General features: G+C 64.3%; 11 protein-coding genes. 8 read left to right on the forward strand and 3 right to left on the reverse strand.

The genetic code is table 11. The annotated features are described in order from the left end of the window. Nucleotides 1-63 precede the first annotated feature (63 nt). Together FNL14_RS00995 and FNL14_RS01000 are read left to right on the forward strand one after the other, a co-directional pair. Complete coding sequence (locus FNL14_RS00995; RefSeq protein WP_142056888.1) at nt 64-591, forward strand: hypothetical protein; 528 nt, start codon at nt 64-66, stop codon at nt 589-591. Between the two features lie 117 nt (nt 592-708). Then, nucleotides 709-2,799 (forward strand): glycosyl hydrolase, encoded by a 2,091-nt coding sequence (locus tag FNL14_RS01000; protein WP_142056890.1) that lies wholly within the window; start codon nt 709-711, stop codon nt 2,797-2,799. A 73-nt stretch (nt 2,800-2,872) separates the two neighbouring features. On the opposite strand, the gene FNL14_RS01005 is transcribed toward FNL14_RS01000, so the two are convergent. Continuing rightward, complete coding sequence (locus FNL14_RS01005) at nt 2,873-4,072, reverse strand: ROK family transcriptional regulator (RefSeq protein ID WP_142056892.1); 1,200 nt, start codon at nt 4,070-4,072, stop codon at nt 2,873-2,875. Between the two features lie 59 nt (nt 4,073-4,131). Here FNL14_RS01005 and FNL14_RS01010 point away from each other — a divergent pair, with 59 nt between their 5' ends. Further along, a complete protein-coding gene (locus FNL14_RS01010) occupies nt 4,132-5,040 on the forward strand; it encodes a LacI family DNA-binding transcriptional regulator (protein ID WP_142056894.1) in 909 nt (302 codons plus the stop codon). On the opposite strand, the gene FNL14_RS01015 is transcribed toward FNL14_RS01010, so the two are convergent. Next, nucleotides 5,037-7,181, reverse strand: a complete 2,145-nt coding sequence (locus tag FNL14_RS01015; RefSeq protein ID WP_142056896.1) for an alpha-galactosidase — start codon at nt 7,179-7,181, stop codon at nt 5,037-5,039. The two genes, FNL14_RS01010 and FNL14_RS01015, sit on opposite strands and share 4 nt — an antisense overlap. 60 nt (nt 7,182-7,241) lie before the next feature. Continuing rightward, nucleotides 7,242-8,465, reverse strand: a complete 1,224-nt coding sequence (locus FNL14_RS01020) for an ROK family transcriptional regulator (protein WP_142056898.1) — start codon at nt 8,463-8,465, stop codon at nt 7,242-7,244. Nucleotides 8,466-8,629: 164 nt separating this feature from the next. Between FNL14_RS01020 and FNL14_RS01025 the strand changes: the two genes are divergently transcribed. The 5 genes from FNL14_RS01025 to FNL14_RS01045 all read left to right on the forward strand — a co-directional run bounded on the left by FNL14_RS01025 (nt 8,630) and on the right by FNL14_RS01045 (nt 14,212). Next, nucleotides 8,630-10,333, forward strand: a complete 1,704-nt coding sequence (locus tag FNL14_RS01025; RefSeq protein ID WP_142056900.1) for an ABC transporter substrate-binding protein — start codon at nt 8,630-8,632, stop codon at nt 10,331-10,333. A 71-nt stretch (nt 10,334-10,404) separates the two neighbouring features. Then, a complete protein-coding gene (locus FNL14_RS01030) occupies nt 10,405-11,394 on the forward strand; it encodes an ABC transporter permease (protein ID WP_142056902.1) in 990 nt (329 codons plus the stop codon). Nucleotides 11,395-11,409: 15 nt separating this feature from the next. Continuing rightward, nucleotides 11,410-12,405, forward strand: coding sequence for an ABC transporter permease (locus FNL14_RS01035; protein WP_142056904.1), 996 nt, complete (start codon nt 11,410-11,412; stop codon nt 12,403-12,405). Further along, nucleotides 12,402-13,301, forward strand: a complete 900-nt coding sequence (locus FNL14_RS01040) for an ABC transporter ATP-binding protein (RefSeq protein ID WP_142056906.1) — start codon at nt 12,402-12,404, stop codon at nt 13,299-13,301. Before FNL14_RS01035 ends, FNL14_RS01040 begins: the two co-directional genes overlap by 4 nt. Next, nucleotides 13,298-14,212, forward strand: a complete 915-nt coding sequence (locus tag FNL14_RS01045; protein WP_142056907.1) for an ABC transporter ATP-binding protein — start codon at nt 13,298-13,300, stop codon at nt 14,210-14,212. The genes FNL14_RS01040 and FNL14_RS01045 overlap by 4 nt, the downstream gene beginning before the upstream one ends. The last annotated feature ends 9 nt before the right edge of the window (nt 14,213-14,221 follow it).

The raw sequence follows: 14,221 nt of genomic DNA on the forward strand, positions 1-14,221 counted from the left end.
ACAAGCCCCAGGTCTGGCCTTCTGATTCACGTACCTACTTGATCAGGAAAGGCCGTGGTGGCTATGCCTGCCATCCAAGCAACTCCCCCAGCGAAGCAGTCCCGCCTCCGGATCGGAGCCACCCTCATGGCGCTGGCAGGGCTGGCCTTCGTGGCATACGCCGCGGTCTTCCTGGCGCTCAACTTCGCCGGCACCTTCCTGGAGCTGGGCATCGGGCCCGATGAAGTGGACAAGACCAAGGCGGACGTGGAGGCGTTCAGCCCACAGCTGTATCACTACATCAGCCACCTGCACATCGCCCTCAGCGGTTTTATCGCCGCCACCGGGCTGGCCCTAGCCGGCCTCGCCTGGTTCGGGGTGCGCCGCGGAGAACGGTGGGCCTTCACCACAGCCGTCGTCATCACAGTCGCCGGACTGGCCGTCGCCGTCCCCGCCCACTACCCGTGGGGCCTGGCCACGCTTGGGCACCTCGGCCCGGTCTACCTGGCTGTCCTGTTTTTCCTGGCCGGGGCCGGGACAGCGTTCAGCGGGCTGCGGACGCCATGGAGGTCTTTGCCGCGCACAAAGCATCCCGCCGCTGAAGGCGATTAGCGCCCCCAACCCAACTGACGCCGTCGGTTTTTCCCTTTCGTTTCACTCGGCCTGCATTTACTTTACTTAATTAAGTTAATGAGGCTACCTTGAAGCGTTGGTCATCGCACTGTGGCGATGCCGGGAAGGAAAAACACTTTGAGATCCTCTGATGCCCCTCGTGGGCGCTTCCGCAGGCTGGGCCTTGTCCTTGCCGTAACAGTCTTGGCGGGGTCCTTTACTCCTGCCGCCTTGGCTGCCCCGCAGCCAGAACAGGCCTTATCGGGTCCCACTGAACGGCATTCGCTCGCGGACCCGCATGCGACTGCCCGCACGGCATCACTCTTCGCATACCTGCAGTCACAGCAGGGGAAGGGAATCTTGTTTGGCCATCAGCAGACCACGGAGTTCGGCGTCACGTTCCCGGCGGAAAGCGCCGACGGTTTTCAGTCTGACGTGAAGGCCGGCGTCGGTGAGCACGCTGCCGTGTTCGGCTGGGACTTCGGCCACGACGGATACGGCTCTGCCCCCGGCAGCCCGACACCTGAGGAAAACTTCCAGCACACTGTTGGACTGGTGCAGGCGGCTGACCGCATCGGAGCTATCCAGACGTTCTCCGCCCACATGGACAACTTTGTCACCGATGGCCCATTCAACGACACCGATGGAGGTGTTGTCAGCCGCATCATGCCCGGCGGAGACCGGAACCAGCAGTTCACCGACTACCTGGATCGGGTTGCACGGATTGCCCATGCTGCTGTTGATGAAAGCGGCGCCGCGATTCCCATCGTCTTTCGCCCATTCCACGAGAATGCCGGGTCCTGGTTCTGGTGGGGCGCCGCCCACACCACTTCTGCCCAGTACATTGAGCTTTTCCGTTACACGGTGGAATACCTGCGGGACGTCAAGGACGTGCATAACTTCCTGTACTCCTACTCCCCCGGTGGCGGCTTCAGCGGTACCAGCGACGTTTTTATGCGCACCTATCCCGGGGACGCGTTCGTGGACATCCTCGGATACGACAACTACGACGGCTCCGGCGGCTCCCAGCAATGGCTGGATGGACTGGTTGCCGATCTGGGCATGCTTGCCCGCCTGGCTGCTGAGCGCGGGAAGGTAGCGGCCCTCACCGAAGTGGGCGTCAGTGGCGCACTCCAGGCGAACGGCCAGAACCCGGACGTGAACTGGTATACACACGTCCTGACCGCGCTCAAGGCGGATCCCGACGCCCGACGCATGGCATGGATGCTCACCTGGACGAACTACGGCACAGGCCAGTTTTTCGTGCCGTACCCGGCGGTTGACGGCCTGGCGGAGCACGAAATGCTGCCGGACTTCCGCGCGTTCCATGCCGACGACTTCACGGTGTTCAGCTCCGGACTCTCGAGCAAGGACGTGTGGCAGCGGAAGGTCAAAACGATCAACCACGCCCCGGCGATGCACGTGGTTTCCCCCGCGGACGGCTCAAGAATCACCGAACAGGAGACTCCTGTCCGGGTCCGTGTCAGTGACGCAAAGCCCTTGAACGTGTCATTCACTCTCGGTAGCGACCCCGCCCCGCATGCCCTCACCTTTGATCCCGCTTCCGGCTACTACACCGGCGTTCTTTCGGTGCCAGCGGCTGCGCTGCACAACACCAGGACGTCGTTCACCGTCACCGCCGACCTGCCCGGCAAGCGTCAACTGACGGCGGTACAACAGTTGGTACTTGGAGCCAAGCCCGCCTCCTTTCCAGGTGTGGTGGATGACTTTGAAGGCTACGCCGACGACAACGAACTCCGTGCCGCGTACAGCGCCGTGGGAGCCAACAGCATCTCGCTCACGGGCAGCCCCGTGGGCAGCGGACAGAACTCCCTGCAGTTTGGCTACGACTTCAGCCTGCAGAACTACACCGGCCTCACGCGCCGGATCGACGGCGACTGGTCGGGGTTTGATAGGTTTTCGCTGTGGCTGCAGCCGGACGGATCACAGCAGAAACTGGTCCTCCAACTGGTCTGCGGTGGTGTGGCCTATGAAGCCTATCCCTCCCTCCAGGGCACACAGGCCCAGAGCATCACGATTCCTTTCGCGGATTTCCGGCCTGCCCCCTGGGATACTGCCAACGCGGACCGTCGGATCACCCCAGACGACCTGAAGGACCTCTCACAGTTCAACATCTTCATCAACCAGGTGCCGGGAGGAACTTCCACCCAAGGAACGATCTACCTCGACGATCTGAAGGCCGGCTGACCCCAAGCCTGCTGTAGGCAAATTTGCGGGCTCCACCTTGTGGAGCCCCGCAAATTTCCGCCTAACACCCGGGCTACGCCGGATAGGAAAGACTATGCTGCAGCATCAGTGCGGCGGCACCCACCGAGGCTGCATCGGTAACCTGCGCCGACAGTTTCACTGTCACAGTGTGCTTGGGCAACGCAAACGATTCACTGCGAAGGCGGCGCTCGGCCAGGGGAAGGTACAAGGAGCCTGCCGTTGTAAATGAGGGCCCGGCCAGCGTCACGGAATCAAGGTCGAGGATGTTGACCAGGGCCACCACGGCATCGGCAAGGTAGTCCGCTGACTCCTCGATCAGGGCCATTGATAACGGATCCCCGTGCACTGCCGCCGTCGCAATGGCTGCAAAGTCGCTGAACGGATCATGGTCATCGGACAGCTTGGCCGTGGTTGTACGCCCGGCTGCCACTGCCGCCCGGGCCCGTTCTGCTACAGCCCGCGGACCCGCCACTTCCTCCAGGGTCTGTCCGGACCGGCGGTCGCCCTGGAAGCGCACACTGCCCAAGGGTCCGGTGTTCGAACTCGCCCCGCGATAGATCGACCCGGAAATCAGGAGTCCGGCACTGATGCTCGCGCCCATGTAGATGGTGCAGTGGGCCGTGGCATCCGGAATGGTTCCGCTCCAGAAGTCCCCCATGGCAGCCGCCGTGGCCACGTTGTCCAGCAACGTGGGCAGGCCGGATGCCCGCTCCAGCGCATCGCGCACAGGGAATTGCTCCCACAGCGGCATGCTCGGAGAGGCAAGGATCGAGCCTGCCTGGACGTCGAGCGCACCGGGCGCCACCACACCGATGCCGGCAACAATGTCGCGTTCGACGTTGGCCAGCCGGAGCATGATGGCTACCTGTTCGGCAAGATCCCGCACCACGTGGCCGGGCGGCGTTGACCGGGCACCGCGGATCCGGGTCCTTGCCAAAACTGAACCGGCAGCGTCCGTCAGGACCAGCACGATCCAGTCCGCGCCGATCTGGACTCCCACGCTGCACCTTGCCCGCGGGTTGAGCCCGAGCAACACCCGGGGCTTGCCTTTGGCCCCCGTAAAAGTACGTTCACCGGTTTCAAGCAAAAGGCCCTCGTCCAACAGGGCACGGACGAGGTTGGAGATGGAAGCCTGTGTGAGCCCGGTTCGCTCCGCCAGTTCCACCCGGCTGACGGGACCTTCCGCCCGGACACGGTCAAGGATCAGTCCCCGGCTGGTTTGCGTTCCGGAGGGGGCGTAGGCAACGGTCATGGGCGCTTCACGGCTCGGCTCATGTGCTAAGTATCGCCGGTCGACGCCATACTTAGCACATGGACAACCTCACCCCGGGAACCACGGCCGCTCCGCGCTTTGCCATCGCAGTGCAGAGCAAGAACGGGCCGCACGGCACGGATCCCTTCTTCGAGGAACTGCTGACCGGAATGGAAGAAGCCCTTGATCAGCACGGCGCCACGGTTTTCCTCCGGCAGTTCAGCTCCTACCAGGACGAGCTGGACGCCTACCCGCTGTGGGCTGAAAGCGGCGCGGTAGACGCTGTAGTGGTGGTGGATTCCCAGGACGAGGACAGCAGGGCCGGACTGTGCGTAAAACTGGGGCTGCCGGTAGTGGTCCTGGGCGGGCCCGCGGGTGATGGCGTATCCCTGGTGGACGTGGACAACTCCGGAGCCATGGAAATGGCAGTGGACTTCCTCGCAGACCTGGGCCACAAAACCATCGGACGGGTATCCGGCCCCGCCCACCTGCACCACACCAAATCCAGGAGCCTGGCGTTCGAGCAGGCCCTTGCCGCCCGGGACGTCACAGGCCTGTCGGCGGAAGGGAACTACTCGGCTGAATCAGGTGCCGCGCGCACCCGGGACATGCTCTCTGGCGCCAAGCGTCCAACAGCCATCGTGTATGACAACAGCATCATGGCTGTGGCGGGCCTGGAGGCTGCCCGCCGTCTTGGGCTGAAGGTGCCGGAGGAGGTATCCCTGCTGGCATGGGACGACGGACCGCACTGCCGGCTCGCAGACCCGCCGCTGTCAGTGGTGAGCCTGGACGTGTATGAACTGGGACGGATCGTGGCAGCCGTTCTGATGCAGACCTATTCCGGCGCACTTCAAACCGTTGTCCACGTCCCCACGGCCCGCATCGTGCAGCGCGGCAGCACCTCAGGCTGGCCGAGTGCAGGATCCGATTCCAAACTGGCGGACCCTGCACTGAGACCGCGGCCCTAGACTTTCTGCACGTGCAGGATAAGCGCCTGCGCCGGCCACAGCAGCGGGATCTGCAGCCCTTGCTTCTCCAGGATGCTGCCAGGCAGTGTTATTCCACCGCCTGACACCCACGGCGGCGTGATCCATCCGTGCCGGGAAATGCCCACCTCATCCCGGACACGTACGCGGTACCGGCTATCCGGGTCCAGCCCGTGCAGCCGGATCCGTTCCGGCAGGGCGTCCTCCAGCGTGGCAACGGAGGCAATGGTCCAGACCCCCTCACTTTGATCCGGAAGAACCGAACCCGTAACCCGCAGGGCGGGGTCAAGAACGTCCGCGTGCACTGGTGATCCGTAGTGCAGCACGTGGCGCAATTCCTTGTACAGCCTTGCGAAGGCGCGGACAGTTTCCAGTTCGTCCGGTCCGCATTCGAGGAGGTTCCACTCGAATCCGGCGGAGCCCATGAGGCTGGTGGCCGCCCGGTAGGACAAGTCCACGGTGCGCCCCGAGCTGTGCGAGGTTGTGGGACCTACATGGCCGCCTACCAGTTCAGGGGGAAGCAAGAGCTGGGTCCAGCGCTGGATGTCCTGGCGCTCCACGGCATCGTTCGAGTCCGAGGCCCACACCCTGTCCGCAAACTCCAGGATGCCCAAGTCGGTCCGGGCGCCTCCACTGGAACAGGATTCGATTTCCAGGCCGGGGTGGGATTCCTTGAGTTCGCGGATCAGCCGGTATGTGGCAAGGGTATGTTCATGGGTGCCCGGCTTGTCGCCGTGAACCGGCTCCACAAGGTCCCGGTTGTGGTCCCACTTGATGAAGTCGATACCCAGTCCATCGATCAGCCCGCTCATCTGGGAGCGGACATGCTCGTAGGCCTTCGGGTTGGCCAGGTCCAGGACATACTGTGTCCGCCATGACAGACCCTGCGGAGCGGACGAGACGTGGGCCGGGTTGTGCAGCAGCCAGTCAGGATGGGCACGGGCAAGGTCAGAGTCGAGGTTCACCATCTCGGGTTCAAACCACAGCCCGAACTGCATGCCCAGTTCATGGACGCGGGATGCCAGCGGTCCCAGTCCCTCCGGCCACACGGCCGGGTCAACGATCCAGTCCCCCAGGCCCTTGGTGTCGTCCCGCCGTGCCATGAACCAGCCGTCATCGAGGACGAACCGCTCCACCCCGACATCAGCAGCGCGCTCCGCCAACTTCAGCAGGGTGGCGGGGTCGTGGTCAAAGTAGACCGCTTCCCAGGTGTTGAGGACCAAAGGCCGGGGCGTGCGGGGGTGCTGGGGCCGGGCCCGGAGAGCGGTATGGAAGCGGCCCGAAAGGCCGTCAAGCCCCTTGTCGGACCAGCCGAACCAGGCCGTGGGCGTCCGGTAGGACTCTCCCGGCGCGAGGGTGACCTCACCAGCGCGGAGGAGTTCGCCGGCCCCCAGCAAGGTGACGGCCTCGGTCATCCGGTCCGTCCGGTAGGTGGTGTCCGCACTCCAGCCAAGGTGTACAGCCCATACTTCCCCCGTCCGGTCCCGGGGTTCGTCGATGCTGGCGATTTCCAAATGTGGCGCGTCATGGCCCCCGCGGCCGCGCCTGCTTTGACGGGCCACCGACCCCCGGGGCATCCCAATGGTTGACGGCGCCTTCTCCCTGGTCCACCGGCCGGAAAACATGGTGAGGTGGTCGGCGGTTTTGGGCACGGGGAGTGTGGCTTCCAGCCAGTGGACTTCCAGGCCGCCATCACTACGGTTCACCAGTTCGTGGGTCACGGTAGCCACTCCCCCGGCGGTCAGGGCGAACTCGCTGCGGAGCCCCAGCCCATTGCCGCCGTCCACTGCACGGATGGTAACCGCGAAGCCGTTGGAGCTGAGTTCTTCCACTGTCCACCGGGGGAAGACGGGCGCGCCATCCCGGGTGACCACAAGGGCGGGGCGTCCCGCCCATCCGTCCCCCTCCTGCGGAAGATAGGTCAGCTGCCAGGCTGCGTCCAGGGTTCCGGGCGGGCTTTGGCGGCCGACGGCGGAAACGAAGGCGTCCAGGTCGGCGTCGCCAAGGTGGCCGAGGTCTGCGCCCCAGTGAAGGACCGAGGGCAGGCCGTCGGGCAGGTGATGCAGGGCGAGGCTGACGCCGTCACGGCGCAGCAGGGTGAATCGGGGCGGGGATGTTGGCATGTTCGGTCCTTTTCTCGGGTGTTGAGTGCGGTGACGAGCTGGTGGTTGAGTTTGGAAAGATTAGGCTCCGGCACCCCTCGCGGCCGGTGCGGTGTTCGCTGTCCGGAGTACCTGGAGGGAGCCGCCCACGGCCGCGGCAAGTTCACCGTGGGAGGAGAGGACGACGTCGACTGGCTGCAGCTCCCGATTGAACGCGGCCCGGTTCAGCACCTCGGCAATGCCGTCCCGCATGAGGGGGCCGGCCGCCGCGAAGCCCGGACCGGCCAGCACCACGGTGCTCAGGCCGAAGAGATTAACCAGCGTTACTGCCGCCTCCCCCAACCCCTGCGCTGCGTCGAGCAGCAGGCTTCGGGCGAAACCGTCGCCCTCATTGGCGGCTTCGGCGATGAGCCTGAAGTCCGTCAGCGTTGACGCGGGGCTTCCCTGCAGATCGAGTCGGTCACGGAAGGCGCTGTTCCCCAGTGCCCGGGATACGACGGCGGCGCTGCCGCTGACGTTTTCAACGCAGCCCCGGTTGCCGCAGGGGCAGGGCGCGCCGGAGGCATCGACGGTGATGTGACCGATTTCCACAGTGTTGGAGCCACCGCCCCGGTAGACCTCCCGGTTCACCACCACACCTCCGCCCAAGCCGCTGGCCATGTAGATGACGCCGAAGCTGTCAGCGGCAACGGCGCCAAGCCATTGTTCACCCAGCGCCGCCGCAGTCGCATCGTTTTCGAGCAGCACGGGGAGCCCGGTGAGCCGTGATAACTCGGGGGCAAGGGGTTGGCCGTACCAGTCAGGAGTCGGGCGGGGCGCCAACAGTATGCCCGCCAGCTGGTCCTGCGGGCCGTGGGTGACCAGGCTGACGCCCAGGACACGCTCCAGGGCAACAGCATGGTCGAAAAGTAGCGTCCCGATCCGGTCGGCAAGGAGCTGGAGCATCTCCTGGGGGCTGCTGCTGCCGGACCCGGGGAGGGTCATCTCGGCCACCCGCTGCCCGCCGAAGTCGGAAAGCACAAGGGAACTGGTGCAGCGGTCCATCTGCACGCCTACCGCGTAATGCGCCTCCGCGCAAAGGCGCAGGAGCCTTCGCGGCTGCCCGCCCCGTGACCGGCCCTGCCCCACCTCGCGGACGAGGCCGTCCGCCAGCAATTCCCGCACCACGTTGCTGATGGTGCCCGGCGTCAATCCCGTGGCACCCACCAGTTCCACGCGGCTTACGACGCCCCGGGTGCGCATCAGGTCCAGGAGCCTCGAACGTGCCGACGGCTGAATTGGCGCATGCAACGATGCAAGGGCCACGTTGTCCTTCTTTCCCTCATGCCGCGACGCGGGCGGTTGGATGATTCAGTTTCCATAATATCTTGACTCACTTAATTTAATCACCTAACTTTTTCATAGGCCGTGATGTACGGCACTATTTCCCAGCCGACCGGTCAGGTCCGGCTCGATGAAAGGGACCAGAGATGCTCCTCAAAACCCAACTGCTCGCCGCCCCTCGGCGCCGCAGTACGCTGGCACTTGCCGCAGGCGCAACGGCGCTCGGCCTGCTCCTGACCGGATGCTCCGGCGGTGGGGCGGGCGGCTCGGACAGCAGCTCCACGCTTATTGCCTACACCGGCCAGGCCGGCGACTACCAGTTGAACTTCAACCCGTTCTCACCGTCACAGATTGCCGGTCCCGGGGCCATCTACGAACCGTTGTTCTTCCTGAACAAGGCGGCCGCGGAAGCAAAGCCCGCGCCGCTGCTGGGCACAGAGTATTCCTGGAACGACGCCGGCACGGAGTTGTCCGTGACGCTCCGGGACGGCGTTAAATGGAGCGACGGCGAAGCCTTCACCGCTGACGACGTTGCCTTCACCTTCAATTTGCTCAAGGAGCACCCTGCCCTCAACAGCCTCGGCTTCAAAGGCACCGTGACCGCGGTTGACGCCCAGCACGTGACCTTCGCCTGGGAGGCCCCCGCCTTCGTGTCCGGGCCGGACATCCTCACCCAGGCAGTGATTGTCCCCGAGCACATCTGGTCCAAGATCGACCCCGAAACGGACGTCGTCGAGAAGCCGGTGGGAACAGGCGCCTACCAGTTGGCCGACTTCAAACCCCAGGCGTTCACGCTTAAGTCCAACCCCTCCTACTGGGGCGGCGAGCCGGCCGTCAAAAACGTCCGCTACATTGCGCTGTCCGGCAACACAGCGGGCGCCGACGCCATCGCCTCAGGAACCATCGACTGGCAGACGGGCCCGGTTCCCGACATCCAGAACGTCTCCAAGAACTTTCCCCGGTACGAGAAGCAGACCGTGGCGCAGAGCCAGCAGGTGCTCGCTTCCTGCTCCAGCATCCAGCTCGGCTGCGCAGGACCCCAAACGGACCCCGCCGTGCGCAAAGCCCTGTACTACGCCATCGACCGCACGCAGTTGAACAAGCTGGCCTATGAGGACACGGCAGCACCGATTTCTCCGTCCTTCGCCCTCACCGACACCCAGAAACAGTGGATTTCGCCGGCCGTCAAGCCGGTGGAGGCACCGGCAACGGCAGATGCCGGGGCAGCCCAGAAAACGCTCGAAGCAGCGGGCTGGACGAAAGGTGCTGACGGAATCTATGCCAAGGACGGGCAGAAGTTGACCCTCACCATCGAGGTTGTCACCGGCTGGACCGACTACATCACGGCCATCCAAACGATCGCAGAACAGGCGAAGGCGGCCGGCATCGATGTCCAGGCATCGCAGTCTTCCTGGAATGAATGGACCGACAAGAGGACCAAGGGCAACTTCCAACTGGCGATCGACTCACTGTGGCAGGGCCCGGCCCCGGACCCGTACTACGTCTACAACTACTTCTTCTCCTCAGCCACCACGGCTCCCGTTGGGCAGACAGCCGGCAACAACTACGCCCGCTACTCCAACCCGGCAGTCGACGCTGCCATTGAATCGGTCAAGAACCACGGCTTCGAGGACAAGGAAGCCCGCCAGGAACAGTTCAACGTCATCCAGTCGGCAATCGTCGAGGACATGCCGTACATCCCGGTGCTGACCGGCGGAACGACGAGCATCTGGAACAAGGCAAAGTTCACAGGCTGGCCGAGCGAGGACAACATGTACGCCTTCCCCGCCGTCTGGTCACGCCTGGATGCAGCCCAGATCTTCAAAACCCTCAAGCCCGCCAACGGCTAGAAAGACGGGCCGGGCGCAAGCCGCCCGGCCCGTCCCCACCGCAACCAGAACCAGGTGTGACAGGTGCCCTCGTGAACTATGTAATCCGCAAACTCGGTTTCTATGCTGCCGCCCTCTGGGCAGCACTGACCCTGAACTTCATCATCCCGCGCATGCTGCCGGGCAACCCCGTGGACATCCTGCTGGCCAAACTCCAGCAGCGCGGCGGCAGCATCACTCCCGAAACCCGCAAGGCCTACGCCATCCTGCTGGGCGGGGACGACAGCGAGCCCATCCTGGCCCAGTACTGGACGTACCTGGCCAATATCTTCAGGGGAGACCTGGGCGTATCCATCAGCTATTTTCCTGCCAAGGTCACCGATGTCATCGGAGCTTCCATGCCTTGGACGGTGATCCTCGTAGGCGTTTCCACCGTCCTGGCTGCTGCCATCGGCATCGTGCTGGGTGCGCTGGTTGGCTGGAAGCCAGGCACCTGGCTGGACTCCCTCGTCCCCGCAACAACCCTCCTGGCCGCAGTCCCCTACTTCTGGCTCGCCCTGGTACTGGTGTACATCCTTTCCCGCGGCATGGGCTTGTTCCCCGGCCAAGGAGGCTACGACGTCGTCCTCGATCCGGGATGGAACGGACCGTTCATCCTCTCGGCCATCGAACACGCAGTGCTTCCGGCACTGACCATCGTCATCGCCTCCCTCGGCGGATGGCTGCTGGGAATGCGCAACATGATGGTCTCCACGCTGTCCGAAGACTACGTGCTTACCGCCCGCGCCAAGGGACTGCCTTCCCGTTGGATCCTGGTCAACTACGCCGCCCGTAATGCCGTCCTTCCATCAGTGGCCGGCTTTGCCATTTCGCTCGGCTTCGTCGTCTCAGGCTCAGTGGTCACGGAACAGGTCTTCTCCTATCCCGGAATCGGATCACGCCTGCTGGCGGCTGTGACCAACAACGATTACGCCCTGATGCAGGGCGTGTTCCTCTACATCACCATCGCGGTGCTCGCCGCGAACCTCCTGGTCGACCTTCTCTACAGCCTGGTGGACCCCAGGACCAGGGCCAAGGGCTAACGAACGGATCTACCCATGACCAACATTCAACCCATCACAGAAACTGTGGCTGCCAATCCTACGGAAGAACTTGCCGGCCTCGCCCGGGACCGGGGACGCAAGCCCGGCGCGGCATGGCGGCTCCTGCTTCCCACTCCAACACCATGGCTCATCACCGGCCTGCTCCTGATCGGCAGCATCATCGCTTTCGGAACGGTGGCCCCCTTCTTCGTCCTTGACCCAGCCGCGATCAGCAACATTGGCCTCAGCGGCCCCAGCGCGGAGCATTGGCTGGGTACCACGCAAACAGGGCAGGACGTTCTGGCCCAACTGGCACACGCCACTCGCGGGTCCATCCAGATCGGCTTCCTGGTGGGGGTCCTGGCCACCGTGCTGTCCGCATTCTTCGGCATCTACGGGGCGTACATAGGCGGTTTTGCCGACGAGGTCTTCTCGCTGCTGTCCAACGTCTTCCTTGTCATCCCCGGCCTGCCCCTGGTGATCGTCATCTCAGGCTTCGTACCCCGCGAAAGCCGCGGGCTCTGGACCATCGCACTCGTCCTCGCCCTGACCAGCTGGGCCGCCTCCGCCAGGGTCCTGCGCGCCCAGACGCTGTCCGTAAGGAACCGCGACTACGTGGCGGCCTCCCGCGTGTCAGGAGAAAGGGCATGGCGCGTCATCGCCGTCGAGATCCTGCCCAACCTGCTCCCCGTCCTCGCGTCCCAGTTTGTGTTCGCCGTCATCGCCGCAATCCTCGGGGAGGCAGGCCTGTCCTTCCTGGGGCTGGGAGCGTCAAGCTCCTCAACCCTGGGCACCATGCTGTTCTACGCCCAGAACGGGTTTGCGCTCCCCTTGGGCGCCTGGTGGTGGTTCTTGCCGCCAGGCCTGATGATCGCCCTCTTCGGCATGGGGCTCTCACTCATCAACTTCTCCATCGACGAGATCATCAACCCCAAACTCAAGAACGCCCGGCTGGTGCGCCGGCGGGCAAAGCTCGCTGCGCGCCTGGAGAAGAAAGCAGTTGCGTCATGACCATCCACCTCGAGGACAGGGGCCAGGCCGCCAAGGCCGCGGGCGGTCCGGTGCTGACCGTAAAGAACCTCAGCGTCGTCTACGAAACAGAACACCCGGTGACGGCCGTCCATAACGCGAACTTTGAGCTCGGACGCGGGGAAATCCTCGGACTTGCGGGCGAATCGGGCTGCGGAAAAACCACCCTCGCCTACGCCATCAACAGGCTGCACCAGCCGCCGGCACGCATTTCCTCCGGCCAGGTGACCTTCCATGACCGCGACGGCTCTGACGTCAACCTCCTGCAGCTTGAGGATGAAGCACTGCGCCGCTTCCGGTGGTCAAAGTTGTCCATGGTGTTCCAGGGGGCCATGAACGCGCTCAACCCGGTCCGCACCATCGGGGGCCAACTCGAGGACACGCTGCGGGCACACGACTCCTCGCTGCGGAAGCCGGCACGGCAGGCCCGGTGTGCCGAAGTGCTGACCCGGGTGGGGGTTGATCCGGGACGCCTCCGCTCCTACCCCCATGAACTGTCGGGCGGCATGCGCCAGCGGGTCATGATCGCCATGGCGATGCTTCTTGAGCCGCAGGTGATGATCATGGATGAACCCACCACGGCGCTGGATGTGGTGGTCCAGCGGGACATCCTGCGCGAGGTTGTCAGGCTTAAGGAAGAACTGGACTTCGCGGTCATCTTCATCACCCACGACCTGCCGTTGCTCCTGGAAATCAGCGACCGCATCGCCGTGATGCTGCGGGGAGAAATCGTGGAACTGGAACAGGCCGAAACGCTCTACAGCTCCGCCAAGCATCCCTACACCCGGAAGTTGCTCGCCTCCTTCCCCAGCCTGAGCGGTGACCGGGGAGCCTTCATCCGTTCCGGGGACCACAACAACTTCGAGGAGCAACCATGACCAGCGTCTCGGTGAACAACCTGAGCAAGGAGTACTCGCTGCGGGCAGGCCTGCGACGGCGGTCACTGCTGGCCGTGGACAGGGTCAGCTTTGATCTCCTGCCGGGCAGGACAGTGGCGCTCGTGGGAGAGTCCGGCTCCGGAAAGTCCACGATTGCCAAGCTCCTGACCAAGATGGAGAAGCCGACGTCGGGCCAGATCTCAGTGCAGTTGGACGACAAGACCCCCGTCCTCGGCTCGGTCTACCGCAGGCACGTCCAGATGGTGTTCCAGGACCCCTTTGCCTCCCTCAATCCCTTCCATTCGATCGAGCACCACATCGCCCGCCCGCTGAAGATCCACCAAAGGACACGGACGGCAGCGGAAACGCACGAGCGGGTGCTGGAGATGCTGGAGAAGGTCAATCTCACGCCTGCGGAAACGGTCGCAGCCAAGCGGCCCCACGAGCTGTCCGGCGGCCAGCGGCAACGCGTGGCCATCGCCCGTGCCCTGGCACCCGGGGCACAGGTGCTGATCGCCGACGAACCGGTCTCCATGCTCGATGTCTCCATCAGGCTGGGCGTACTGAACCTCCTGGGGAGGCTGCAGCGCGAAGACAACCTGGCCGTCCTCTACATCACGCACGATCTGGCAACAGCACGGCACTTCTCCGACGAAATCCTGGTGCTGTACCGGGGCAGGGTGGTGGAACGCGGCCCCTCCGACGACGTCATCCTCAACCCCCAGCACCCCTACACCAAGCTCCTGGCCCAGGCCGCCCCGGACCCCGAACGCCTCGGAAAGGTCGCGGCCACCGAACTCCCCACTGACCGCGAAGCGATCGATAACACCGTCTGCTTCAACCACTTCAGCCGCCGCTGGGAGCACATCGACGAAGTGCGCGCCGGCCAGCCCGCCCTCGAACACCACTAGGACCTCAAC

It is taken from the genome of Pseudarthrobacter sp. B4EP4b (assembly GCF_006680095.1).
GTDB lineage: Bacteria > Actinomycetota > Actinomycetes > Actinomycetales > Micrococcaceae > Arthrobacter.